The organism is Flavobacterium sp. JAS, from assembly GCF_020991455.1.
Lineage (GTDB): Bacteria > Bacteroidota > Bacteroidia > Flavobacteriales > Flavobacteriaceae > Flavobacterium.
In genome coordinates this window covers 36,591-61,938 of the sequence record NZ_JAJMOX010000004.1, presented here as the reverse complement: position 1 = coordinate 61,938, position 25,348 = coordinate 36,591, and the positions used below count along the sequence as shown (strand labels likewise).

The following is a 25,348-nucleotide window of genomic DNA, read 5'->3' as shown; positions in this document are numbered from 1 at the left end:
ATATACAAAAATCATATTCGCGTAACAATATTTTTAGGCTTGTCTAAAACTTAAATGTTAGAATTTAAACATTTCGGGCATAATCCTGATAACGTAAAGTTTATATCGTTGACTTTATAATTGTGCGGAAGGATGTAACTCGGCTTCACATTTTCGAGACAAGTTACCTCCAAACATTTTTCACAACTAAAGTGAGCATGATTATGAATGTGTACCCGTTGTGCATTATGATGGCATTTTGCATACTTTACCGTTCCGTCAAGATTGACAATTTTATGCACAATATCGTCATTTACTAAGCGATCTAAGATTCTGTAAATCGTGACGCGATCGCATAAATCTCCTATTTGTTTTTGAATTTCGGTGTGTGACAATGCGGTCTTAGATTTTCCAAAAATCTCTAAAACGGCCGTCTTTGCTGCGGTATTACGTGTTGTTTTCATTTTTATCTAAGATTAAAAAAATAAACGCAACAATGTTGCAATTGATTTTTATGTGTATATTTGCAACAAAATTGCATTAAGCAAATGTACAGAAAATGAAGAAAACTACAACATCTATTTACGATATTTTAGGAATCTCGAGCGCCACCGTTTGTTTGGTGCATTGTTTGGTTTTTCCGCTTTTAACGATTCTGCCTTTAGGGTTGAGTCATAATCCTTTTATCGATTTGTTTTTTGCTTCGATTGGGCTTTTTGCCATTTTTAAAATTATAAATAAATCAAATCTTTTAGTGGCAAGTATTCTTATTGTTTCAATGTCTTTGATTTGGATTAGTGTTTTGAGTGAATTTTTTCTGGACATTCATCTCGATCTAATCTTCATTGGAGGCATTGGGATGATCATTGGGCATCTTTTAAATTATATATCACACAAAAAAAAGCATCATTAAAACAGTATAGTTATGACAGAGCAAAAACATTTTGAAGTTATAATCGTTGGCGGAAGCTATAGCGGACTTTCGGCCGCAATGAGTTTAGGTCGTTCTTTACGACAAGTTTTGGTTATTGATAGTGGTTTGTCTTGTAACAGACAAACACCGCATTCTCATAATTTCATCACGCACGATGGTGAAAAACCCGCTGTTATTTCGGCGAAAGCCAAACTACAAGTTGACTTTTATACTACAGTTCAGTTTTATAACGGATTAGCAATAAGCGCTAGTAAAACCGAAAACGGATTTGAAATTAAAACGGAATCAGGATTAGCTTTTACTTCAAGAAAAGTATTGTTTGCCACTGGAGTAAAAGACTTGCTTCCGGATATAAAAGGTTTTGCAGGATGCTGGGGAATTTCAGTATTGCATTGCCCATATTGTCATGGATATGAAGTTAAAAAGGAGAAAACAGCGATTATTGCCAATGGAGAAATGGGATTTGAATTTGCTAAGCTAATTTCTAATTGGACAAAAGATTTAAGATTACTCACCAACGGAAAATTGACTTTATCAAGTGAAGAGGTTCAGATTTTAAACCAACATAAAATTGAGATTATTGAAGATGAAATTGATTCTCTTGAACATGAAAACGGGAATATTCAGAATATTGTCTTCAAAAATCAATCGAAAATTAGCATAAAAGCGATTTATGCCAGACCTCCTTTTGAGCAGCATTGCCATTTACCGGAAACTTTAGGCTGTGAATTGACCCAACAAGGTTTGATAAAAGTCGATGCTTTTCAGAAAACCAATATTCCAGGAGTTTTCGCGAGTGGCGATAGTGTTATTCAGGCAAGATCTGTTGCAATGGCAGTTTCTTCGGGTTCTTTTGCCGGAGCATCTATTAATAAAGAACTTATTGAGGAGTCTTTTGCTTAGTTATTTTTTACCGCAAAGAGCACAAAGTTTTTTTATCAGCGAGGTTTTGTAAAAACAGAAAGTTTGCAAAGCTTTGTGCTGATTTAGCTTTGTGAATTTTGTGTTTTCTATGCGTAGTAAAATTAAATTTTAGCGCCTCCAGCGGTTAAACGGTATAGTGCATTAATCTTAATTCAATACCTGAAACGTTCATCGTTTCTATGAGTTTAAAAAAATATAACATATTGTATTAAATACAGTTAAATTTTTTTAAGCTCATAATCTATATTTGTCAAATTTAATTTTTAGTTTTGCCTAAATTTAATTTTATAATAATGAAAAAACTATTTTTGATATTGCTTTTGTTTGTTTTACAATTCTCGTTTGCGCAGGAAACCAATTCTGTATCCGGATTTATATCCGGCGAAGGGCAGAAATTGGAGTTAGCAAACGTTCATTTAACAGGAACAAAATATAAAACAGTTACAGATAGTTTAGGATACTATAATTTAGAAAATGTTGTAGTTGGAAATTATACAATTCAAGTGACCTCGACTGGATTCAAATCTATAAATCGGAGAATTTCAGTTGTTGAAGGACAAGCTTTAAATTTGGATTTTGAACTGGAAGACAATGAAAACCTCCTTAACGAAGTAGTGGTTTCGGGAACTTTAAAACCCGTAAAACGATTAGAAAGTGCTGTTCCGGTTGAGGTTTATTCACCGGTTTTCTTCAAGAAAAATCCAACTCCAAGTATTTACGAAGCGCTTCAAAATATCAATGGCGTTCGGCCTCAGCTTAATTGTGGCGTTTGTAACACGGGAGATATTCATATTAATGGTTTAGAAGGGCCTTATACTTTGGTTTTAATTGATGGAATGCCAATTGTAAGTAGTCTTTCGACAGTTTATGGTTTATCCGGAATTCCGAATTCATTGGTAGAGCGAATTGAAATCGTAAAAGGTCCGGCTTCTTCGTTATACGGAAGTGAGGCAGTTGGCGGTTTAATCAACATTATTACTAAAAACCCAACGAATGCGCCATTGTTTTCGGCAGATGTGTTTACAACAACTTACTTAGAAACCAATGTCGATTTGGGAATGAAATTTAATCCGACAAAGAAATCGACGACGCTTTTAGGAATTAATTACTTTGACTACAATCAGGTTATCGATAAAGACAAAGACAACTTTACGGATGTGACTTTGTCTAAGAGAATTTCTGTTTTTAATAAATGGAGTTTTTTGCGAAATGATAATCGCTTGTTTACGATCGCAGCACGCGGAATGTATGAAGATCGTTGGGGCGGAGATGTGCGTTGGGAGAAAAAATACCGTGGCGGCGACGAAATTTACGGCGAAAGTATTTATACTAAAAGAGGGGAATTGATTGGAAGTTATCAGTTGCCTTTTGAAGAAAAATTGATGCTTTCGTTTTCCGGAAATGTGCATTATCAAGATAGCCGTTACGGAACAACATCGTTTATTGCCAATCAGAAAATTGGGTTTTTGCAATTGACCTGGGATAAAAAGATTGGTCGAAATGATTTCCTTGCGGGAATTGCTAATCGATATTCGTATTATGACGATAATACCACGGCTACTAAGGAAGCAGAAAGTACGTGGTTACCCGGAATTTTTGTGCAGGACGAAATTACGCTTTCGCCAAAAAGCCTGGTTTTGTTAGGAATGCGATATGATTACAACTCTATTCACGGTTCTATTTTTACACCAAGAGTTGCGTATCGATGGAAGAAAAGTGACAACACTATTTTTAGATTCAACGCGGGAACTGGTTTTCGTGTCGTGAACTTGTTTACCGAAGATCATGCTGCGCTTACCGGTTCTAGAGACGTTGTGCTGAAAAGTAATCTGAAACCGGAACAATCAATAAATGCAAATCTGAATTATATCCAGAAAATAAATTTTGGAAACGGAACTTTTATCGGAATTGAAACTACTGCTTTTTATACTCGATTCAGTAATAAAATCATTTCTGATTATGAAACTGATCCAAATAAAATCATCTACGATAACATTAACGGATATGCGATAAGCCAGGGAATCAGTACCAATATTGATGTTAATTTTCCAACTGGATTAAAAATGATTTTGGGAGCAACTATTTTAGATAACAAAAATGTAGAAAACGGAGTTTCGGAAAGACCATTTTTAACTGAAAATTTCACGGCTACGTGGAGCGTTTCGTATAAAATAGAACCTTGGAATTTATTACTTGATTATACAGGAAATGTTTACAGCCCAATGAATTTGCCTTTGCTAAGCGAATACGATCCAAGAAGTCCGAAATCGCCTTGGTATAGCATACAGAATATTCAATTTACTTTTACGGGCTGGAAGAATTTTGAACTTTATGGCGGAATCAAAAATTTACTCAACTTTACACCAAAGCAGAATAATCCGTTTTTGATTTCGAGAACCAATGATCCTTTTGATAAAAATGTGCAAACTTCAGATGGAACCGCAGTCGGTATTCATGGTAAAGTAGTTCCAAAAGGACAAATAGTAGATACACTGGATAATCCGTATGGTTTGACTTTTGACACGACTTATGTTTACGGACAAAACCAAACAATCCGCGGATTTTTTGGATTGCGATATACTTTGAGGTAAAATTGTATGCTGCAGATTAAAAAGATTTTTTCGCCACGAATTATCTCGAATTTAATTTGTGTAAATTAGTGAAATTCGTGGCAAACCATCTTTTAAAATAATCCTTTTAATCTGTGAATCAAGATAGCTATCGGGAGTGGTTAAAAAATAAAAAGAAATGAAAAAGCTAGCATTAATTATCTTCTTTCTTGGAATAACTTCAACGGGATTCTGTCAACTACAAAGCAGATCTTTTGAGACGATTGATAGTTTGCAGCAAATTCAAAAGCGAAAAACAGTCGTTTTTATCCATACTGATTGGTGTCAGTTTTGCCAAAGAATGAAAAATACAACATTCAAAAATCAGGGAATTATCGAGAGTTTGAATTCCAATTTCTATTTTATTGATTTCAATGCCGAGGAAAAACAAAACATTTCTTTTAACAATCAGGTTTTTAAATATCAGCCTTCAGGAAACAATGTTGGCGTTCATGAACTGGCTTTGCAATTAGGAACCATGAATAACCAAATTGTTTATCCGGTTTTATGTGTTTTGAATGAGAAAAACGAAATCATTTTGCAATACAATAATTATCTCAATGCAACCGATTTTAAAGTGCTTTTAGAAAAATTGGAAGAATAAAATTTCTTATTTTTGAGGATGGCTTCTTCACAAATAAAACATTTCAACTACATTTTTACCGGAACGGGCTTAGCAGCTTTGATGACCATTTACAAAATGGTTTTGTCTGGAAAGTTTGCTGATAAGTCAGTTTTACTTTTAGATGAAAATCAAAAGAAAACTAACGACAGAACATGGTGTTTTTGGGCTGAAGAAGAAACAATCTGGAATTCTATTATCTCCAAAAGATGGGATTCTGCTTTATTTGCCAGTAAAGATTTTAAACGTGATTTGGCGTTGAAGCCTTATCAATACAATCAAATTCGAAGTTTAGACTTTTATAATTTTGTTTTTGAAGCGCTTTCTAAACATTCAAATATTACGTTTCTAAAGGAAAAAGTAACGGATATTAATGAACTCGAAACGCATGTTTTTGTTGGAACAGAAGAGAACAGATATACTTGCGATCATTTATTCAACAGTATTTATACCAAAGCTTTTGTTTTAAGCCAGACTAAATATCCGGTTTTGCAACAACATTTTGTAGGTTGGTTTGTGAAAACTGAAAAGGAAGTCTTCAGCCCTGAAGAAGCTACTTTCATGGATTTTTCGGTAGAGCAAAAAGGGAATACCCGTTTCATGTATGTTTTGCCTACTTCTAAAACCGAAGCTTTGGTCGAATATACTTTGTTTTCTGAAAAGCTTCTTCCAAAAGAAGAATACGAAAAGGAGATTCAGCTTTACTTAGAAAGACTAGGAATACAGAAATTTGAAATTCAGGAAAAGGAGCAGGGAAGTATCCCAATGACGTCTTATCTTTTTTGGAAAAAGAACACCAAAAGAGTCTTGAATATTGGAACCGCAGGCGGATGGACAAAAGCAAGTACAGGGTTTACATTTAGAAATTCCGATAAAAAAACATCTGAATTAGTAGAATTTCTTCAGAAAGATACTTTTAAAATGTATTCTTTTTATCAGAAAAGCAGATTTTGGTTTTATGATTTACTGCTTTTGGATATTTTGTATAGACATAACGAATTGGGAAGTGCTATTTTCTCTTCTCTATTCAGAAAAGGAAATCCAGCTTTAATCTTTAAGTTTCTGGATGAAGAAACTACTTTAATTGAGGATTTTAGAGTGATTTTAAAATGCCCTAAAATTCCATTTATCAAAGCTTTGTTTCGAGTAATATTGAGATAAAAAGTTTTTTTCACGCAGATTTTACAGATTTGTTCGGATCTGTTTTATTTATTGAAACTTAAATAAAATCTGTGTTAATCCGCTTAAATCGGTACAATCTGCGTGCAATTTTCTCAAACTCTTGAAGCTTTTATATGCGCTTTGATAAGGGAAAATTCTATTATCGTAAAAAATAGTGGATACCTTTAAAATCTAAATTTGTCTGTATAAAAATGTCTTATGTTTTTGTTTTAAGAACTTCTAGAGGTGATTGAAAAGTCATTTAACATCTAGATTTGCCGATTGAAAACAATGTAAATCTAGTGTAATCGTCGATTTACGATAATGAATTAATGAGCAGATTTATGGGAGTTACCAAACACTTAAATTTTGATTTAGAAACAAAAGCAATAGGAAAAATTTGTAAAGCACTCGGGCATCCAACGCGAATTGAGATTATGACCCTTTTATGGAAAAGAAATAATAGAACTTGTGGTGAAATCGTTGAGTTAATTCCGTTGGCACAATCAACAATATCAAAGCATTTACTGGAGTTAAAAAAAGCAAATTTGGTAAATATTGAAAACATCGGAAAGAAAACGATCTATTCTATTGAAGTTGATAATATTCAAATACTTAAAAAATATTTGACCAGTTACCTTTCGACAATCGAAATTCCAGAACAAAGTAAGTCAACCGTTTCAGAAACTAAACACAAATTGATAGGAAGAAAAAACCATTTGAAACAATACAATTATCAATTTCCGGATAGAAGAATAAAACAAGCTCTTTAGTTATTGAGAATTCTATTTATTAAAATAGTAAAAGGACATAATTTTAGACTATTATGTTCTATTTAAAAGCTTTTATGGTACTATAATAAAACTTTATACTTCAAATTAAGTAGTTGCGAGTAAACTTTGTAACTTTGCAGTTCGAAAGTAAAATTTAAAAAATAAAAATATGTATCCAGAAGAAATGGTAAAACCAATGCAAGCAGAACTTACTGCTGCAGGTTTTCAAGATTTACATAGTGCCGAAGCTGTAGAGAATGCTATCAAAGCCGAAGGTACCACTTTAGTTGTTGTAAACTCTGTTTGTGGCTGTGCTGCAAGAAATGCACGTCCGGGAGCAAAAATGAGTTTAGAAGGAGCTAAAAAACCAGATCACTTAATCACTGTTTTTGCAGGTGTTGACAAAGAAGCTGTTGATGCTGCAAGACAACACATGTTTCCTTTTCCTCCATCATCGCCATCTATGGCTTTGTTCAAAAACGGAGAATTGGTTCACATGTTAGAGCGTCACCACATCGAAGGTCGTCCAGCGGAACTAATTGCTGAGAACTTGCAAGATGCGTTTAATGAATTCTGCTAATTAGGTTCAAAGAAGCAAAGGTACAGAGGTACAAAGATTAAAAAAGCACTATGAAAATAGTGCTTTTTTGTTTTTACTTTAGTTTGTTATTAAAGCCTTTGAACCTTTGTCACTCTGAACCTTTGAACCTCAAAAAAGACTAATTCCACCCTCCGCCAAGTGCTTTATACAATTGGATCATTGAGGTTAATTGTTTTTGAGTTAATTGAGAAAGACTAAGTTGCGCTTCAAACAAAGATCTTTGTGCATCGAGAACTTCCAGATACGAAACGTAACCATTGTAATATCTGGCGTTTGATAAATCGTAATTGGTTTGAGCAGCTACAACTTGTTTGTTTCTTGCGATCCATTCTTCTTTATACATCGCAACGTTTTGAAGTGAATTTTCTACTTCAGAAATTGCTATTAAATAAGTTTTTTGGAAGTTTAGTTTGCGCTCTTCGGCAATTTGACGATTGACTTCAACACGACGTTTGTTTTTTCCGAAATTGAAAATTGGACCCGTTACTCCGGCACCAACGTTTTGCAAATAAGAAGCATCGTTAAATAAATCTGCTACCATAATACTTGTAAAACCGGCAAGCGCTGCGATATTAAAAGACGGATAACGCATGGCTTGAGCAACACCAATTCTTTCGTTTGCTGATCGGTACAAAAGCTCAGTGGCTTTTACATCAGGTCGATTTTCAAGCAAAGCTGACGGAACTGAAGTTGGAAAAGTCGTTAGAATCAATAATTCGCTATTGGTTTTTCCTCTTTCTATAGGTTGGGGAACTTGTCCGATTAAAATAGAAATCGAATTTTCGAGTGCGGTAATTTGCCTTTTAATAGCCGGAATATTAGCCTCGGCAATTGCTACTTGCTGTTCGATTTGAACTTTATCTAATTCGGCAACATAACCACTTTTAAAACGTTCGTTTATAATGTCGTATGCCTTTTGTCTGGTTTCTAATGTATGAATGGTTATTTCTAACTGATTGTCAAAATCTCGCAATTCAAAATACGAAGTGGCAATATTACTGACAATGTTTGAAAGCACCACTTTTCGGGCTTCATCTGTTGCCAAAAGTTCGTTTTGAAGTGCTTTATTCTGATGGCGGTATTTCCCCCAAAAGTCTAATTCCCATGACATATTTGCAAATGCAGAATTTGGCTGTGCAAACGTTTCGGCACTATTTATTTGTCCAGAATATTGAAATGCAGGATATAAATCGGCTTTAGCAATTCCCAGATTAGCACGTGCCTGCTCTAATCGCGCAATAGCGATCTTTAAATCGAAGTTGTTTTGAAGCCCTTTTTCTATTAATCCAATTAAAACAGGATCATTAAATATCGTTGACCATTTTATGGTTCGTACCGTATTTGTTGTGTCAGTAGTATGATCTCCATGCAGAAAACTTTCCTGTTTAGGTTGTTCGGGTTGCACGTATTTTGGTCCAACCATACATCCAAAAGGAAAAATGGCTATCAAAAGTACTGCTAAGACTAATTTTAGATTTTTCATGGTTCCTCCTTTTTAGTTTCATCAATTTCCTCTGAAGGTTTTTTCCCAAAACTTTCAATAAATACAAATAACACCGGAATCAAACATACTCCTAAAATGGTGGCGACGAGCATACCGCTAAAAACGGTTAATCCCATAACTTTTCTGGCTTGTGCTCCGGCTCCACTTGCTGTTAAAAGCGGTACAACTCCGAGGATAAAAGCAAAAGCAGTCATTAAGATAGGACGAAAACGAAGTTTGGCAGCGTATAAAGCAGCTTCTTTAACCGGCATTCCTTTTTCATATTGTTCTTTGGCAAATTCTACAATCAAAATGGCGTTTTTGGCGGCGAGACCAATAAGCATTACGAGACCAATTTGGGCAAAGACATTATTAACATAATCCGGACTAAAGAATCGACAAATGTATAATCCTAAGAAGGCTCCAAAAACGGCAAAAGGCGTTCCTAGTAGTACACTAAAAGGAAGTTTCCAACTTTCATATTGTGCGGCAAGAATTAAAAATACAAAAAGTAAAGCCATTAAGAACACTGTGTTTCCTTTTCCTTCGGCTTGCTTTTCCTGATAACTCATATTTGCCCATTCGTAACTCATTGCTGCTGGCAAAGTTTTTTCGGCAGTTTCCTGTAAAGCATTCATGGCTTGCGCCGAAGTAAATCCAGGAGCGGGTGTTCCTCCAATTTCTGCAGCCCGATACAGATTAAATCGGGTTGTAAATTCGGGTCCGCTTTCTTTTCGAATAGTAGCAATACTCGAAATCGGAATCATTTTGTTGCTTTTACTTCGAACAAAAATCTTATTAATGTCTTCGGGATTTACCGTAAAACTCGGATCTGCCTGAAGTAATACAATGTATTGACGTCCAAATTTGTTAAACTCATTAATGTATTGACCTCCCAAACTGGCACCAATAGCGAGATTTACATCTGATAAGGAAAGGCCAAGTTCTGTGACTTTTTCCCGATCGATATCTAAACTAATTTGTGGCACATTAGGATTAAAGGTTGTTCGGATGGTTCCTATTTCGGGTTGCTTTTTGGCTTCGGCCATAAAGCGTTGTGCGTTTTCGAAAAGATACTGAGGCGTATTTCCTTCTTTGTCCTGAAGCATCATCGAGAATCCGGCGGCGTTACCAATTCCGGTAATTGGCGGAGGGCCAAAAGCAAAGACGGTAGCTTCGGGAATTCCAAAAACTACTTTCCCGTTTACTTCCTTTAGAATCTGATAAACATCTTGTTTGCGTTCTTTCCATTCTTTCAAAGCAACAAAGAAAAATCCATTATTGGTTGCCACCGAGTTTTTAATCAAACTAAATCCGGCAACAGAAGTATAATATTCAACTCCATCATTTTTAGCTAAAATATGCTCGATTTTCTGGATGACTTTGTTGGTTCTTTCCAATGACGAAGCACCAGGCAATTCAATATTCACAAACATGTAACCCTGATCTTCTTCGGGAACGAATCCACCCGGAATTTTTCCTCCTAAGAGAATAATAGCTCCAATCAGAATTCCGATAAAAATAAAACTTCGTGCCATTTTCTTGATTAAATAACCTGAGAAACCGGTGTATTTATCTGTAAAAATTGAAAATTTTCGATTAAAAGCGGCAAAGAATTTCCCGAGCCAGCCTTTTGCTTCCTGATTCGGTTTCAATAACAACGAACATAAAGCGGGACTTAAAGTTAAGGCGCTTAAAGCGGAGAATATTACCGAGATGGCGATCGTAATGGCAAATTGCTGATAGAGTCGTCCCGTAATTCCGGGTGTTAAGGCAACCGGAATAAATACGGCTGTAAGTACAATCGCAATGGCAATTACGGGACCTGAAACTTCTTTCATCGCTTGGTTTGTGGCTTCTTTTGGTGACATGCCTTGCTCGATATGATGCATTACGGCCTCAACGACGACAATTGCATCATCGACAACAATACCAATGGCGAGTACTAATCCTAAAAGCGAAAGTACGTTTACCGAAAAGCCTAATAATGGGAAAAGCATGAAAACTCCAATTAAAGAAACAGGAACGGTTACTAATGGAATCAGCGTTGCGCGCCAGTTTTGCAAAAAGATAAAAACTACTATAATTACCAGTATAATGGCTTCGAATAGTGTGTGCATGATTTCGTTAATTCCTTCAGAAATAGCTAAAGTTGTATCTAATGAAACACTATATTTTAAATCCTGAGGAAAACGTTTGCTTAATTGTGCGATGGTTTTTTTGACATTATCAGCAACTTCCAAAGCATTAGAACCCGGCATTTGTTTAATCCCGATGGTTCCTGCCGGACTTCCGTTTAGTCTTGCAACTGAAGCATAACTTTCGGTTCCTAAAGTTACGGTTCCAACATCTTTCAAGCGAACTTGTTGGTTGTTGATGTTTGATTTTAGAATGATATTTTCAAAATCTTCTGGATTTACGAGGCGATCTTTTAGGGTTACATTATACGTAAACTCGTTGTTGTCTGTTGCGGGTGGTGCTCCGAATTTTCCTCCGGGCGAAATCGCATTTTGTTCTTTAATCGCCTGAATAATATCGGGAACCGTAAGATTGTATTTGGACATGATATCGGGCTTGACCCAAATTCGCATTGCATAATTACTTCCTCCATAGAGCGTAACTTCTCCAACTCCTTTAATACGGGCCAATGCATCGACAATATTGATGTTGGCATAATTGGTCAGGAAGTTATTATCGAATGTTTTGTCGGGAGAGTACAAAGATATAATCAGCAAAGGCATCGAAAGTGACTTTTTGGTCGTAACCCCCGTAGTTTTAACATCGTTTGGGAGTTTATTGGTTGCTTCGTTTACTCTGTTTTGGGTAAGCATTGTGGCAATATCCAAATCAGTTCCCATATCAAATGTAATATTAAGTGTCATACTTCCGTCACCGGTATTGGTCGATTGCATGTAGAGCATGTTTTCAACCCCGTTTACCTTTTGTTCGATTGGTGTAGCAACAGCTTGTTCCACATTTAAAGCGTTTGCACCTCTATAACTGGTTGAAACTTGTACGAGAGGTGGAGCAATTTCGGGATATTGCGCAATAGGAGTTCCGAGTATAGAAAGTCCTCCAATAATAACGATAAATACAGATAGCACGATGGCGACTATCGGTCTTCTTACAAAAAAATTATCCATAATTTAGTCGTTTTGAGATGATGCAATCTGTTTTTTATCGGCTACATAAGGAACTGGGGCGACAGTTGATCCGGGCTGAATAAACTGATTACCAATTATGGCTACTTTTTCATTAGGTTTTAATCCTTTTGTAATAATCCAGTCAACACCTGTTTTCTGACCCACTTCGACCATTCGGTTTTGAATCGTGTTTTTATCATCAATTATAGAAACCTGAAAAAGTCCCTGAATTTCAGTAACAGCTTTTTGGGGAATTACGATTGCATTTTTTGCTGTACGGATAAGAACGCGAACTTTTCCAAATTGTCCTGAGCGTAAAGTTCCGTCAGGATTTGGAAATTGAGCTTCAATTGTTACGGTTCCGGTTGTGGGGTCTATCTTAGTATCAGAAAAATTAAGAGTCCCTTTTTGAGGATGAATACTTCCGTCGGATAATATTAATTGAAGATCTGTGATTTTTTCACCTTGTTTAGTGCTTTTCTGGTATTTTAGAAAATCAGATTCACTCACTGTAAATTGTACGCGTACTTTTTCCAGTTTCGAAACCATGTTTAATTTTGAAGCATTGCCTATTTTGGTGATATAATCTCCTAATCTTGCATTCGAAAGTCCGATGACGCCATCTATTGGCGATTTTATATTGCAATAACCTCTTTCTATTTCTTGATTTTTTAAACTTGCCTGCATACTGGCATAATTAGACCTTGCAGCTTTGTCTTTCGCAACAGCGGCATCTAATTCTCTTTTACTTACAGCATTCATATCGGCAAGCGGACGAATTCTTTTTAATTCTTCATTAGCATTTACTAAACTACTTTGAGCTACAGCAACTTGTCCGCGCGCCTGCTCGACTTTCGTTTCATATTCCAATGGATCAATGGTATAAAGTAGTTGTCCTTTTTTGACTTTTTGACCTTCTTTAAAATACACTCCGGTCAATATTCCGTCTACTCGGGCGATTAACTCAATGTCTAAATCTCCAAAAGTCTGTCCCGCAAAGTCTTTATAGATAGGGACATCTTCAGTTTTAACCACAACAAAAGGTGCCTGTATGGGTGGAGGTGCTTGCTTTTGTTCTTTTTTGCAGGAAATAAAAATTGTCAAAATTAAGATAAGGGGAAGGAGGAATTTTGGTAGTTTTAAAGCATTCATAAGCATAAATGTTAAAATTAGTTAACATAAATATACTGAATTTTTGTAACAGTCTGTTAAACAGGTATTGTTTTTTGACTTTGTAAGGTTTTATTGTTGTTTTAAGCGATGTAGGTTCAGTTTTAACCATTCTCGTGAATTTGTGAGAGATAAAGTAATATTAGATTCATTTTCTTACATAATTAACAGAGTTTAACTTTTGTCTGCTTTGAAATTGAATATAAAGGCTTACCTTTGCGCCCGAATTCACTAGGAAAATAGAATTCACTACATATTTATTTCTCAACTTAAATTAGTTTATAGCATGCAACTGTACAACACTTTAAGCGCAGAAGAAAGAGCCATCATGATAGATGATGCCGGTAAACAACGACTAACGTTGTCTTTCTATGCGTATGCCAAAATTCAAGATCCCAAAAAATTTCGCGATGATTTATTTTTAGCCTGGAATAAGCTCGATGCTTTAGGCCGAATTTATGTTGCCACCGAAGGAATAAATGCTCAAATGAGTATTCCTGAAGAAAATCTGGAGGTTTTTAGAGCAACTCTTGAAGTTTATGATTTCATGAAAGGCATACGATTGAATGAAGCTGTAGAACATGATGATCATTCATTTTTAAAATTAACCATTAAAGTTCGTGATAAAATCGTTGCCGACGGTCTTAACGACGAAACTTTTGATGTTACCAACATAGGCGTTCACTTGAAAGCCAAGGAATTCAACGAAATTCTTGACAATCCAAATACTATTGTAGTTGATTTTAGAAATCATTACGAAAGTGAAGTCGGACATTTTAAAGGTGCAATTACTCCGGATGTTGAAACTTTTAGAGAAAGTTTACCGATCATCAATGATCAGCTTCAAAATCACAAAGAAGATAAAAACCTTGTTATGTATTGCACCGGAGGAATTCGTTGTGAGAAAGCAAGTGCATATTTTAAACACCAAGGTTTTAAAAATGTTTATCAATTAGAAGGCGGAATTATCAATTACGCCAAACAAATTGAAGCTGAAGGTTTAGAAAGTAAATTCATCGGAAAAAACTTTGTGTTTGATAATCGTCTTGGCGAAAGAATCACGGATGATATTATCTCGCAATGTCACCAATGCGGAAAACCATGTGACAATCATACCAATTGTGAAAATGATGGTTGCCATTTGTTGTTTATTCAATGTGATGAATGTAAAGCTGCAATGGAAAACTGCTGTTCTACAGAATGTCTTGAAATTGTTCACATGCCTTTAGTTGACCAAGTTCGTTTGAGAACCGGAAAACAAGTTGGAAATAAAGTTTTCAGAAAAGGAAAATCTGAAAATTTAAGATTCAAACATTCAGGAGAATTACCAAATACTGCTTTAGCTACTTCCGAAAAACCTGCAGATATTCGCCAGAAAATAAAAGTAAAAAAAGTACTTCTTGGAAAAGCAGAACATTATTATGTGAAAGCACAAGTTGGGCAATTTACTATTGAAAACCAAGAGTTAACCATTGGTGATAAAATCTTAATTTCGGGACCAACTACAGGTAATCAGGAATTGGTTTTAGATAAGATGGTTGTCGACGGAGCTGAAACCACTACAGCTAAAATTGGAGATAAAGTTACTTTTGAGGTTCCATTTAGAATTAGGTTGTCAGATAAATTATATAAAATTTTAGGATAATTCATCTAAAAATATATTATAAAAAGCCTATTTTGTGTTAAACAAAATGGGCTTTTTTTATTTAACAACCCTTTAGTTTTAATCGTTAAAAAGCAAACTAAAAAAAGTACTATCTTTACCGATCAAACGTTTATGAACTTAAGTTGCTTTTTTGCAACACTACATATATAATTATGGCATGTACAAGTTGTTCAACCTCAGATGGTGGCGCACCAAAAGGTTGTAAAAATAATGGGACTTGCGGCACCGATAGCTGCAATAAATTGACGGTTTTTGACTGGCTCGCGAACATGAGTCCGTCCAATGGAGAGGCAATTTTTGATTGTGTTGAGGTTCGTTTTAAAAACGGACGTAAGGAATTTTTTAGAAATTCAGAGAAATTAACTTTAAGTATTGGTGATATTGTAGCAACTGTTGCATCACCAGGACATGATATTGGAATTGTTACTTTGACAGGAGAATTGGTAAAAATTCAAATGAAGAAAAAAGGTGTTAATCACGAAAGTAACGAAGTTCCTAAAATTTACCGAAAAGCATCTCAAAAAGATATCGATATCTGGTCTGTAGCACGTGATCGTGAAGAACCAATGAAAGTTCGTGCGCGTGAATTAGCAATTCAGCATAAATTGGAAATGAAAATTTCTGATATTGAATTTCAGGGAGACGGATCAAAAGCGACTTTTTACTACACCGCAAATGACAGAGTCGATTTTAGACTTTTAATTAAAGATTTCGCAAAAGAATTTAGCACAAGAGTAGAGATGAAACAAGTTGGTTTTCGTCAGGAAGCTGCTCGTTTAGGCGGAATTGGTTCTTGCGGACGTGAACTTTGCTGTTCGACCTGGTTGACAGATTTTAGAAGTGTCAATACATCGGCTGCGCGTTACCAACAGCTTTCGCTAAATCCTCAAAAACTTGCCGGACAATGTGGTAAATTAAAGTGTTGCTTGAATTATGAGCTAGACACTTACATGGATGCGCTGAAAGATTTTCCGGATTATGACACTAAATTAGTGACCGAAAAAGGAGATGCAGTATGTCAAAAACAAGATATTTTTAAAGGATTAATGTGGTTTGCTTACACGAATAACTTCGCAAACTGGCATGTTTTGAAAATTGACCAGGTAAAAGAAATTATTGCCGAAAATAAGTTGAAAAACAAAGTTTCTTCATTAGAAGATTTTGCAATTGAAATTACTTCAGAGCCTGAAAAGGACTTTAATAATGCAATGGGTCAGGAGAGCTTAACTCGTTTTGATCAGCCAAAAAGAAAGAAAAAACCAAATCGCAAACGCAAACCAAATGGAGAAGCAGCGGTTGTGGCAACTCCGGCTAAACCACAGGGAAATCAAAATCCAAATAAACCTGCAGGAGGAAATCCGAACAAAGGAAATAAGCCGAATAATAATAAGCCAAATCAATCGAATAAAGCTAATAATTCGAATGATAACAAACCGGCTGAACCTAGAAAACCTATAATTATTACTAAAAATGAGAATAAAAAATAGCGGAATTCTTCTTTTGGTAGCGATTCTTCTTTTTTCTTGTGACAAAAAAAGAGTCTTCGATCAGTACAAATCTGTTGGAAGTGCATGGCACAAAGACAGCGTTGTAAGCTTCGATCTACCAGTTTTGGATTCTACAAAAAGGTACAATTTATTTGTAAATTTGAGAGACAATAACAATTATCCGTTCAATAATTTGTTTTTAATTGTTGCTATAGAAACGCCAAGTGGTTTCACAAAAGTAGATACTTTAGAATACCAAATGGCAAATCCGGACGGGACCTTATTAGGAAACGGTTTTACAGATATCAAAGAGAGTAAACTGTTTTATAAAGAAGATGTAAAGTTTAGAGGGAAATACAAAGTACACATCAAACAAGCTGTTAGAGAATCAGGAAAAATCCCTGGAGTTCAGGCTCTTGATGGTATTACAGACGTTGGTTTTAGAATAGAACAAAAAGATTAGAAAATAGTTATGGCTGCTAAAAAAAACAATCAATCAAATAGCGTTAAAGATATTAATTACTATAAAAAGAAGTTCTGGAGAGTTTTTGCCTACACTTTATTAGGCATACTGGCTTTCTTTTTATTTGCCTCTTGGGGATTATTTGGTTCAATGCCTTCTTTTGAAGATTTAGAGAATCCGGATTCCAATTTGGCTACCGAAATTATTTCGTCAGACGGAGTAGTTATTGGTAAGTATTTCAAAACAAACAGGTCTCAATTGAAGTATTCGGATTTACCAAAAAATCTGGTAGATGCTTTGGTTGCTACAGAGGATGCCCGCTTTTATGAACATTCAGGAATCGACGGACGTGGGACTTTACGTGCTGCTTTTTCTTTGGGAACCAATGGAGGTGCGAGTACTTTAACACAGCAATTGGCAAAACAGTTATTTCATCGTGGAGGATCTAGCTTTTTACCCTTTAGAATAGTTCAAAAGATAAAAGAATGGATTATTGCCATTCGTCTGGAAAGACAATATACCAAAAATGAGATTTTAGCAATGTATTGCAACGTTTATGATTTCGGAAATTATGCTGTTGGGGTAAGTTCGGCAGCTCAAACTTATTTTTCCAAAGAACCTAAAGATTTAACTATAGACGAATCGGCAATATTGGTTGGAATGTTTAATAACTCCTCTCTTTATAATCCGTTGCGCAATCCTGAAGGTGTTAAAAACCGTCGTGATGTGGTGTTGAGTCAAATGGTAAAAGCCAAGATGATTACAGAATCTCAAAGAGAAAAGTACAAAGCAATGCCAGTTGCCTTAAAATTCAAATTGGAAAGTCACCGCGAAGGAACGGCAACATATTTCAGAGAATATCTTCGTGATTACATGAAAAAATGGGTTTCTGAAAACAAAAAACCAGACGGTTCAGATTATGATATCTACAAAGATGGATTGAAAATTTATACCACAATCGATTCAAGAATGCAATTGCATGCTGAAGAAGCGGTTTCTGAGCACATGAAAAATTTACAACAACAATTTTTCATCGAACAGAAAAACAATAAAAATGCACCATTCGTAAATATCACTCAGGCAGAAACTGATAAACTTATGATGCAAGCCATGAAAAACTCAACACGTTGGGCAATCATGAAAGACCTGGATAAAAGCGAAGATGATATCATTGCTTCATTCAAAGTGAAAACTAAAATGCGCATATTTACCTGGAAAGGCGAGCGTGATACGACAATGACTCCAATGGATTCTATCCGTTATTTCAAACACTTCTTGCAATCAGGTTTAATGGCAATGGAACCTCAAACCGGAAATATTAAAGCGTGGGTTGGAGGAATTAATTATAAATATTTCCAATACGATCACGTTGGACAAGGAGCAAGACAAGTAGGATCTACATTTAAACCATTCGTTTATGCAACTGCAATAGAACAATTAAATATGTCTCCTTGTGATTCTATTCTTGACGGACCATTTATGATCCACAAAGGGCGTCACAATGTTACTGCAGATTGGGAACCAAGAAACTCTGACAACAGATACCGCGGAATGGTAACTTTAAAACAAGGTTTGGCGAATTCGATCAATACAGTTTCGGCAAAATTAATTGACCGTGTTGGTCCGGAAGCCGTTGTAGAGTTAACGCATAAATTAGGTGTTAAAACCGAAATTCCTGCGCAGCCTTCTATCGCTTTAGGAGCCGTTGATATTACAGTTGAAGACATGGTTGCAGCTTACAGCACATTTGCTAATCAAGGTGTTTATGTAAAACCGCAGTTTTTAAGCCGAATTGAAAACAAAAGTGGAGAGGTTATTTATGAACCAATCCCAGAATCTCATGATGTTTTGAATAAAGATATTGCTTTTGCAGTAATCAAATTATTAGAAGGAGTTACTGAAACCGGTTCTGGTGCACGTTTACGTACAGAAGGAGGAGGAAGTGGAGATAACCGTTGGACAGGATATCCATACGTATTTAGAAATCCAATTGCAGGAAAAACGGGAACAACACAAAATCAGTCAGACGGTTGGTTTATGGGAATGGTTCCCAATTTAGTAACCGGTGTTTGGGTTGGTTGTGAAGACCGTTCGGCACGTTTCAAAAGTTTAACTTACGGACAAGGTGCTACAGCTGCATTGCCAATTTGGGGTTATTTCATGAAACTTTGTTACGCAGACCCTGGACTTCAGGTTTCTAAAGCAGAATTTGAAAGACCTGCAAACCTTTCTATAAAAGTAGATTGTTACAGCAGACCAGCAGTTGTAAAAGATACAACACAAACAGAACAAAATACAGACGAATTCGAACTATAGTTCAAGTTTAGCTTTAAATAAAATTATCCTTTTGCGATCTTCTGAAATTCGGAAGAAAACAAAAGGATTTTTTTTGGAATAAACATAAAAAGATTTTACCGCAAAGAGCATTAAGATTTACGCAAAGTTTTCCAAAGTATATTTTATAAAGCTTTGCGAACTTTGCGGTTCTGCCTTTGTGAGCTCTGCGGTTAATATCGGTTACTAATGGTTGATTTTATTTTACGAAATCGTTATAATTCAATCTAAAAATCTTATTTTTATCAAAAATATACAGTAATAAAGACAGTTTGTTATGATTACAAAAAAAGTAAACAACGTTCAGGATGCAATTGAAGGAATCAAAAGCGGAATGACCATCATGTTTGGAGGTTTCGGTTTATGCGGAATTCCGGAGAATACTATTGCAGCATTAGTAAATACTTCAATTTCAGATTTAACTTGTATTTCGAATAATGCAGGAGTAGATGATTTTGGTTTAGGATTGCTATTGCAAAAGAAACAAGTCAAGAAAATGATTTCGTCTTATGTAGGTGAAAATGCCGAGTTTGAGCGTCAGATGCTTTCAGGAGAATTGGAAGTTGAATTAACACCTCAGGGAACTTTAGCAGAACGTTGCCGTGCAGCACAAGCCGGAATACCAGCTTTCTTTACGCCAGCAGGTTATGGAACTGAAGTTGCCGAAGGAAAAGAGGTTCGCGAATTCAACGGAAAAATGCATATTATGGAAGAAGCATTTAAAGCCGAATTTGCCATTGTAAAAGCATGGAAGGGTGATGAGGCCGGAAATCTTATTTTTAAAGGAACTGCGAGAAATTTTAATGCCTGTATGGCTGGTGCAGGAAAGATAACGATTGCCGAAGTCGAAGAACTAGTTCCGGTTGGGACATTAGATCCAAATCAAATTCATATTCCGGGAATCATGGTACAGCGTATCTTTCAAGGAGAAAAATTTGAAAAGAGAATTGAACAGCGTACCGTAAGACAGAGAGCTTAGTTTAATTAGATAATTGAGATAATTTGTCAATTAGATAATTAAACAAAACAGCAACAATGTTGCGTTATGTTATTTTTTATAAATAAAATAGTTTGATAATTAGATATTTAGTGTGAATTACATAAAGTAAAACATTATATAATTATCAAATTGACTAATTGACACATTCAAAAATTGATACATTAAACTTATGACTAAGCTTTTTAATATAATCCTGTTTTCTTTATTATCCATTTCGACTTTTGGGCAATCGACAAACGAATTGCGACAACAGTTGAATCAGATTATTTCGACCAAGAATGCGACAGTTGGAATTTCTATAAAAGGTATTGAAGATAAAGACACTTTAAGCATTAACGGAAATCTGAAAGCTCCAATGATGAGTGTTTTTAAATTTCATATTGCTTTGACGGTTTTAAATAAGGTCGATGAAGGCAAACTTTCGCTGACACAGGAAATTTTCATTAAAAAGAAAGATCTGCATGAAGATACCTGGAGTCCGATTAGAGAAGATTATCCACAAGGGAATATGAATCTGACATTAGACAAATTGTTAAGATATACCGTTTCGCATAGTGATAACAACGGATGTGACATTCTTATTGATTTAGTTGGAGGTACAAAAGAAGTACAGAAATTTATCAATAAACAAGGAATTAAAGACTTCGTTATCAAAGTTAATGAGGACCAAATGAAAAATTGGAAGAACCTTTTTGTTAATACAACAACTCCACTGGCAACAACGGAGTTATTGGAAAAGTTCTATAATGGGCAAATTCTAAAAGAATCAACAACAAAGTACTTGTATCAAATAATGGTTGAGACTTCAAGAGGATTAACATGGATGAAAGCAGGACTTCCGGAAAACACAGAATTGGCGCACAGAACGGGGATTTCGGGTACAAACGATGCTAATTTAAGAATTGCAATGAATGATATTGGAATTGTAAAACTCCCAAACGGAAAGCATTTCATTTTATCGGTGTATTTAAAAAACATCACAGAAACTCAAGAAGACACAGAGAAAATAATTGCCGACATAGCGAGAGCAACTTGGGATTATTTCATCAAAAAAGATAAAACAAATTAGATAATTAGTCAATTTGATAATGAGATAATGCATTACTATGCGCAATCTATTTCAATTATCTAATTATCAAATTGACTAATTGACACATTAATAAATTGACACATTGAATTTATGTTAACAAAAGAAGATATTGCAAAACGAATTGCAAAAGAAGTAAAAGATCGATATTTTGTGAATCTTGGAATCGGGATTCCAACTCTTGTGGCAAATTATGTCAGAGAAGATATTGCTGTGGAATTTCAAAGCGAAAATGGCGTTCTTGGTATGGGACCATTTCCTTTTGCCGGAGAAGAAGACGCTGATATTATCAACGCAGGAAAACAAACCATTACGACATTGCCTGGAGCGAGTTTCTTTGATTCGGCTTTTAGTTTCGGAATGATCCGCAGTCAAAAAGTTGATTTAACGATTTTAGGCGCAATGGAAGTTTCGGAAAACGGTGATATTGCCAACTGGAAGATTCCGGGAAAAATGGTAAAAGGAATGGGAGGGGCAATGGATTTAGTGGCTTCTGCCGAAAATATCATCGTTGCTATGATGCATGTGAATAAAGCAGGTGAATCTAAAATACTAAAAAAATGTACTTTGCCATTAACGGGCGTAGGGTGCGTAAAAAAGGTTGTAACAGAGCTTGCAGTTCTGGAAGTGACCGAAAAGGGTTTTAAACTCTTAGAACGCGCGCCAGGTATTTCTGTCGAACATATTATTGCTTCTACAGAAGCTGAATTAATAATTGAAGGAGATATTCCGGAAATGGATATCAAATAAATTCTTACTTTTTAGTTTTGAAATGTATGAAGGCTGGCTTTTAAAAGGCTGGCCTTTTTTTGTGAGAATAATTTAAGAATTTAGAAAGCGCTTTTTTCCAGTAAAATTGGCATCTCAGCAGTTTTTTACGCTTTAATACATTATAAATCAATAGAATAATTGTTTTTTAGCCTTTCTTTTTGTGAAATCTTCACGGTTTGTTAAATAAATGTGAATTTTAAGTAAAAAATGTTGCATTTTATCGATTAAAGGTAAATTTCATCGATTATCTAACATAAATAAAATACTTTTATCTCAAAATAAAGTATTTACTTACATTAAATATTTTGTTTGTAATCCATTTAACCAAACTCAAATACCACATTTATTATGGAAAGAAAACTACCAAAAATTATGGCAGGAACCGTTGCTATTCTTACATTTTCGCTATCCGGATTTGCTCAGAATACCGACAAACGAGTAAGTCAGAAAAGCGTATCCGAAAACGGACAGCCGAGTTTAATCACTTTTAGTGAAAAATCTACTTACAAGGAAACAGATTACAATACTGTTTTTAGAGAACAATTAGGTTTAAAAGAAAACCAGTCTTTTTCGAAAATTAAAAAAGAATCAGATAAAGAAGGTTTTACACATGAAAAGTTTCAATTGTATGAACAAGGAGTTAAAGTTGAATTTGCTAATTACTCTATACATTCTAAAAACGGAAAAGTAGTTTCGATGAATGGAGAGTTTTATGCTCTTGAAAATGTCAAAACAACTCCAAAATTATCAAGTCAGGATGCTTTTGATAAGGCAGTTGCATACACAGGAGCACAACAATACTTATGGGAAACTCCGGCAGATGCTGCTGTAATGGATTATAAAAAACCAGAAGGAGAACTTGTTTTACTTCCTGCAATGGAAAATCAAGGGCAGGAAAGAAAAAGCGATAAAGTGCGTTTGGCCTATAAGTTTGATATTTATGCCACAAAACCATTAAGCCGTGGTGATCTTTATATCGATGCTCAAACCGGAGAAGCGTTATTTTATAATGCAACAATCAAACATCTTGGCGAAAATAGTCATGGCAGATTAAATTCGGCTACAGCCAAAGAACAAAAAAATAGTGAGTTTTCAAAAGCGGCGTTTGTTGCAGCAACAGCAGCGACACGTTATAGCGGAACTCAAACTATTCAAACGAGTTTAAGCGGATCTTCATATATTTTATCTGATGTTACTCGCGGAAACGGAATTCAAACTTATAATTCTGCAAGAACTGCTACTTATCCAACAACTAATTTTACTGATGCGGATAATAACTGGACAGCAGCAGAATATAATAACACAAACAAAGACAACGGAGCACTTGATGCACATTGGGGAGCCGAAATGACTTATGATTACTGGTCAGCTGTACACGGAAGAAACAGTTATGACAATGCGGGAGCAAAAATCAAAAGTTATGTTCACTATAATTTGATCGCTGCCGGGTATTCAAGCAATAACAACGCGTTTTGGAACGGAAGTGTTATGACTTACGGTGACGGAAGCGGAACAGGCGGATTTGATATCCTGACTGCAATGGATGTTGCCGGACACGAAATTGGTCATGCTGTTTGTACTTATACTGCAAATTTAGCATACCAGAAAGAATCAGGGGCGATGAACGAAGCATTCTCTGATATTTGGGGAGCTTGTATTGAATATCGTGCTGCACCAACAAAATCGACTTGGTTAGTAGGTGAAGATATCGAAAGAAGAAGCGGGCATGTTGCTTTGCGTTCTATGAGTGATCCAAATGCTGAAGGACAACCGGATACTTACGGAGGAACTTATTGGGTAAATGTAAATTGTACGCCAACAAATAATAATGACCAATGTGGGGTTCACACAAACTCAGGGGTATTAAATCACTGGTTTTATATCTTGTCTGTTGGGAAAACAGGAACAAATGATATTGGAAATGCCTACAACGTAACAGGTATCACGATCGACAAAGCGGCAAAAATTGCTTATCGTTTAGAGAGCGTATATTTAACAGCTAACTCAACTTATGCTAATGCCAGAACATCAGGAATACAATCGGCTATTGATTTATACGGTGCAGGTTCTGCTGAAGTTATTGCAACAACAAATGCATTTTATGCTGTGGGTGTTGGTGCTGCATACGTAGGATCATCTGATACTGTTGCTCCAAGCGCTCCAACTGCTCTTGCCGCTGCCGGAACAACAGGAACAACAACTAATTTGACCTGGACAGCTTCTACAGATAATGTAGCCGTAACTGGATATGATATTTACCAAGGAGCAACATTAAAAGGTTCTTCTACAACAACATCATACACAGTAACCGGATTAACAGCTTTAACAGCATATACTTTTACAGTAAAAGCTAAAGATGCTGCAGGAAATGTTTCGGCTGCAAGTAATGCTGTAAATGTTACTACAACTGCTACAACCGTAACATATTGTACATCGCAAGGAAATAACACTGCAGATGAAAGAATTGGTAAAGTTGTTTTAGGAACAATCAATAATACTTCGACAGGAACAACGGGTTATGAAAACTATACTGCTATCTCTACAAACGCAACAAGAGGAACAGCTTATACGATCACAATTACACCAACTTGGACTTCAACTGTTTATAGCGAAGGATATGCTGTTTTTATTGATTACAATCAAGATGGTGATTTTGCAGATTCAGGCGAGACAGTTTGGACAAAAGCAACATCAACTACAACTCCGGTAACAGGAACAATCACAATTCCTGCAACTGCAACTCTTGGAACAACAAGAGTTAGAGTTTCGATGAAATACAATGGAACTCCAACATCTTGTGAGTCGTTCTCTTATGGACAAGTAGAAGATTATTCTATCAACATAACTGCTTCAGGAGGAATTGTAAATGAGGAAATTACTGCAGGATTAGTTGAAACGGTTGAAACTTCAAGTTTTGCTTTATATCCAAATCCGGTTGAAGGCGAATTGAACGTTTCATTCGCAAACAGTGAAGGTTATACTTTTAGAATTATAAATACATTAGGTCAGCAACTTAGAGCAGGCCAACTTTCTGGAAATCTAGTTGATGTAAGCAATTTGAGTACAGGAGTTTATATCATCGAATTAAACAAAGGTGACAAAAGAATCGTGAAGAAATTCGTGAAAAAATAATAAATTGAA

The 25,348-nt window shown here is 35.5% G+C and carries 19 protein-coding genes; 15 read left to right on the top strand and 4 right to left on the bottom strand.

What is annotated here, in order from left to right; all coding sequences use genetic code 11:
- Window positions 1-50 precede the first annotated feature (50 nt).
- The gene (locus LPB88_RS06260) at window positions 51-443 is read right to left on the bottom strand and encodes a Fur family transcriptional regulator (RefSeq protein ID WP_089354054.1); all 393 of its coding nucleotides are present in this window, start codon (window positions 441-443) and stop codon (window positions 51-53) included.
- Window positions 444-538: 95 nt separating this feature from the next.
- Here LPB88_RS06260 and LPB88_RS06255 point away from each other — a divergent pair, with 95 nt between their 5' ends.
- From LPB88_RS06255 to LPB88_RS06225, 7 genes are all read left to right on the top strand, one after another.
- Window positions 539-892, top strand: a complete 354-nt coding sequence (locus LPB88_RS06255) for a MerC family mercury resistance protein (RefSeq protein ID WP_230713665.1) — start codon at window positions 539-541, stop codon at window positions 890-892.
- 12 nt (window positions 893-904) lie between these two features.
- Window positions 905-1,816, top strand: a complete 912-nt coding sequence (locus tag LPB88_RS06250; protein WP_230713664.1) for an NAD(P)/FAD-dependent oxidoreductase — start codon at window positions 905-907, stop codon at window positions 1,814-1,816.
- Window positions 1,817-2,130: 314 nt separating this feature from the next.
- Complete coding sequence (locus LPB88_RS06245; protein ID WP_230713660.1) at window positions 2,131-4,428, top strand: TonB-dependent receptor; 2,298 nt, start codon at window positions 2,131-2,133, stop codon at window positions 4,426-4,428.
- Window positions 4,429-4,585: 157 nt separating this feature from the next.
- Window positions 4,586-5,050: a thioredoxin family protein gene (locus LPB88_RS06240; RefSeq protein ID WP_230713657.1), complete on the top strand. Its 465-nt coding sequence runs from the start codon at window positions 4,586-4,588 to the stop codon at window positions 5,048-5,050.
- Window positions 5,051-5,068: 18 nt separating this feature from the next.
- A complete protein-coding gene (locus LPB88_RS06235; protein ID WP_230713655.1) occupies window positions 5,069-6,229 on the top strand; it encodes a lycopene cyclase family protein in 1,161 nt (386 codons plus the stop codon).
- A gap of 344 nt (window positions 6,230-6,573) precedes the next feature.
- Window positions 6,574-7,002 (top strand): helix-turn-helix transcriptional regulator, encoded by a 429-nt coding sequence (locus LPB88_RS06230; RefSeq protein ID WP_230713654.1) that lies wholly within the window; start codon window positions 6,574-6,576, stop codon window positions 7,000-7,002.
- Between the two features lie 169 nt (window positions 7,003-7,171).
- Entirely contained in the window at window positions 7,172-7,582 is a 411-nt protein-coding gene (locus tag LPB88_RS06225; protein ID WP_056207398.1) for a BrxA/BrxB family bacilliredoxin, read from the top strand.
- A 139-nt stretch (window positions 7,583-7,721) separates the two neighbouring features.
- Here the strand turns inward: LPB88_RS06225 and LPB88_RS06220 are convergent, their stop codons facing one another.
- The 3 genes from LPB88_RS06220 to LPB88_RS06210 are packed head-to-tail and all read right to left on the bottom strand — an operon-like array spanning window position 7,722 to window position 13,381.
- Window positions 7,722-9,086: a TolC family protein gene (locus tag LPB88_RS06220; RefSeq protein ID WP_230713652.1), complete on the bottom strand. Its 1,365-nt coding sequence runs from the start codon at window positions 9,084-9,086 to the stop codon at window positions 7,722-7,724.
- On the bottom strand, window positions 9,083-12,229 hold the full coding sequence (locus LPB88_RS06215; protein WP_230713650.1) for an efflux RND transporter permease subunit: 3,147 nt from the start codon (window positions 12,227-12,229) through the stop codon (window positions 9,083-9,085). The genes LPB88_RS06220 and LPB88_RS06215 overlap by 4 nt, the downstream gene beginning before the upstream one ends.
- A gap of 3 nt (window positions 12,230-12,232) precedes the next feature.
- The gene (locus LPB88_RS06210; RefSeq protein ID WP_230713647.1) at window positions 12,233-13,381 is read right to left on the bottom strand and encodes an efflux RND transporter periplasmic adaptor subunit; all 1,149 of its coding nucleotides are present in this window, start codon (window positions 13,379-13,381) and stop codon (window positions 12,233-12,235) included.
- A gap of 304 nt (window positions 13,382-13,685) precedes the next feature.
- Between LPB88_RS06210 and LPB88_RS06205 the strand changes: the two genes are divergently transcribed.
- The 8 genes from LPB88_RS06205 (at window position 13,686) to LPB88_RS06170 (ending at window position 25,339) form a co-directional block, all read left to right on the top strand.
- Window positions 13,686-15,044: a rhodanese-related sulfurtransferase gene (locus LPB88_RS06205; protein WP_230713644.1), complete on the top strand. Its 1,359-nt coding sequence runs from the start codon at window positions 13,686-13,688 to the stop codon at window positions 15,042-15,044.
- Window positions 15,045-15,217: 173 nt separating this feature from the next.
- Window positions 15,218-16,552, top strand: a complete 1,335-nt coding sequence (locus LPB88_RS06200; RefSeq protein ID WP_230713641.1) for a regulatory iron-sulfur-containing complex subunit RicT — start codon at window positions 15,218-15,220, stop codon at window positions 16,550-16,552.
- On the top strand, window positions 16,536-17,015 hold the full coding sequence (locus LPB88_RS06195; protein ID WP_230713638.1) for a gliding motility lipoprotein GldH: 480 nt from the start codon (window positions 16,536-16,538) through the stop codon (window positions 17,013-17,015). The genes LPB88_RS06200 and LPB88_RS06195 overlap by 17 nt, the downstream gene beginning before the upstream one ends.
- Window positions 17,016-17,024: 9 nt before the next feature.
- Window positions 17,025-19,331, top strand: a complete 2,307-nt coding sequence (locus tag LPB88_RS06190; protein ID WP_230713636.1) for a penicillin-binding protein 1A — start codon at window positions 17,025-17,027, stop codon at window positions 19,329-19,331.
- Window positions 19,332-19,626: 295 nt separating this feature from the next.
- Entirely contained in the window at window positions 19,627-20,328 is a 702-nt protein-coding gene (locus LPB88_RS06185) for a CoA transferase subunit A (RefSeq protein WP_230713633.1), read from the top strand.
- A gap of 190 nt (window positions 20,329-20,518) precedes the next feature.
- On the top strand, window positions 20,519-21,418 hold the full coding sequence (bla, locus tag LPB88_RS06180) for a class A beta-lactamase, subclass A2 (RefSeq protein WP_230713631.1): 900 nt from the start codon (window positions 20,519-20,521) through the stop codon (window positions 21,416-21,418).
- A 111-nt stretch (window positions 21,419-21,529) separates the two neighbouring features.
- Window positions 21,530-22,186 (top strand): 3-oxoacid CoA-transferase subunit B, encoded by a 657-nt coding sequence (locus tag LPB88_RS06175; protein WP_230713628.1) that lies wholly within the window; start codon window positions 21,530-21,532, stop codon window positions 22,184-22,186.
- A 369-nt stretch (window positions 22,187-22,555) separates the two neighbouring features.
- Window positions 22,556-25,339 carry a M4 family metallopeptidase gene (locus tag LPB88_RS06170; protein ID WP_230713626.1) on the top strand — a complete coding sequence of 928 codons (2,784 nt, stop codon included), beginning with the start codon at window positions 22,556-22,558 and terminating at the stop codon, window positions 25,337-25,339.
- Window positions 25,340-25,348: the final 9 nt, after the last annotated feature.

Coding starts and splice junctions, on each gene's coding strand:
- LPB88_RS06260 (WP_089354054.1), bottom strand. CDS start 443: ATGAAAACAACACGTAATACCGCAGCAAAGACGGCCGTTTTAGAGATT.
- LPB88_RS06255 (WP_230713665.1), top strand. CDS start 539: ATGAAGAAAACTACAACATCTATTTACGATATTTTAGGAATCTCGAGC.
- LPB88_RS06250 (WP_230713664.1), top strand. CDS start 905: ATGACAGAGCAAAAACATTTTGAAGTTATAATCGTTGGCGGAAGCTAT.
- LPB88_RS06245 (WP_230713660.1), top strand. CDS start 2,131: ATGAAAAAACTATTTTTGATATTGCTTTTGTTTGTTTTACAATTCTCG.
- LPB88_RS06240 (WP_230713657.1), top strand. CDS start 4,586: ATGAAAAAGCTAGCATTAATTATCTTCTTTCTTGGAATAACTTCAACG.
- LPB88_RS06235 (WP_230713655.1), top strand. CDS start 5,069: ATGGCTTCTTCACAAATAAAACATTTCAACTACATTTTTACCGGAACG.
- LPB88_RS06230 (WP_230713654.1), top strand. CDS start 6,574: ATGGGAGTTACCAAACACTTAAATTTTGATTTAGAAACAAAAGCAATA.
- LPB88_RS06225 (WP_056207398.1), top strand. CDS start 7,172: ATGTATCCAGAAGAAATGGTAAAACCAATGCAAGCAGAACTTACTGCT.
- LPB88_RS06220 (WP_230713652.1), bottom strand. CDS start 9,086: ATGAAAAATCTAAAATTAGTCTTAGCAGTACTTTTGATAGCCATTTTT.
- LPB88_RS06215 (WP_230713650.1), bottom strand. CDS start 12,229: ATGGATAATTTTTTTGTAAGAAGACCGATAGTCGCCATCGTGCTATCT.
- LPB88_RS06210 (WP_230713647.1), bottom strand. CDS start 13,381: ATGAATGCTTTAAAACTACCAAAATTCCTCCTTCCCCTTATCTTAATT.
- LPB88_RS06205 (WP_230713644.1), top strand. CDS start 13,686: ATGCAACTGTACAACACTTTAAGCGCAGAAGAAAGAGCCATCATGATA.
- LPB88_RS06200 (WP_230713641.1), top strand. CDS start 15,218: ATGGCATGTACAAGTTGTTCAACCTCAGATGGTGGCGCACCAAAAGGT.
- LPB88_RS06195 (WP_230713638.1), top strand. CDS start 16,536: ATGAGAATAAAAAATAGCGGAATTCTTCTTTTGGTAGCGATTCTTCTT.
- LPB88_RS06190 (WP_230713636.1), top strand. CDS start 17,025: ATGGCTGCTAAAAAAAACAATCAATCAAATAGCGTTAAAGATATTAAT.
- LPB88_RS06185 (WP_230713633.1), top strand. CDS start 19,627: ATGATTACAAAAAAAGTAAACAACGTTCAGGATGCAATTGAAGGAATC.
- bla (WP_230713631.1), top strand. CDS start 20,519: ATGACTAAGCTTTTTAATATAATCCTGTTTTCTTTATTATCCATTTCG.
- LPB88_RS06175 (WP_230713628.1), top strand. CDS start 21,530: ATGTTAACAAAAGAAGATATTGCAAAACGAATTGCAAAAGAAGTAAAA.
- LPB88_RS06170 (WP_230713626.1), top strand. CDS start 22,556: ATGGAAAGAAAACTACCAAAAATTATGGCAGGAACCGTTGCTATTCTT.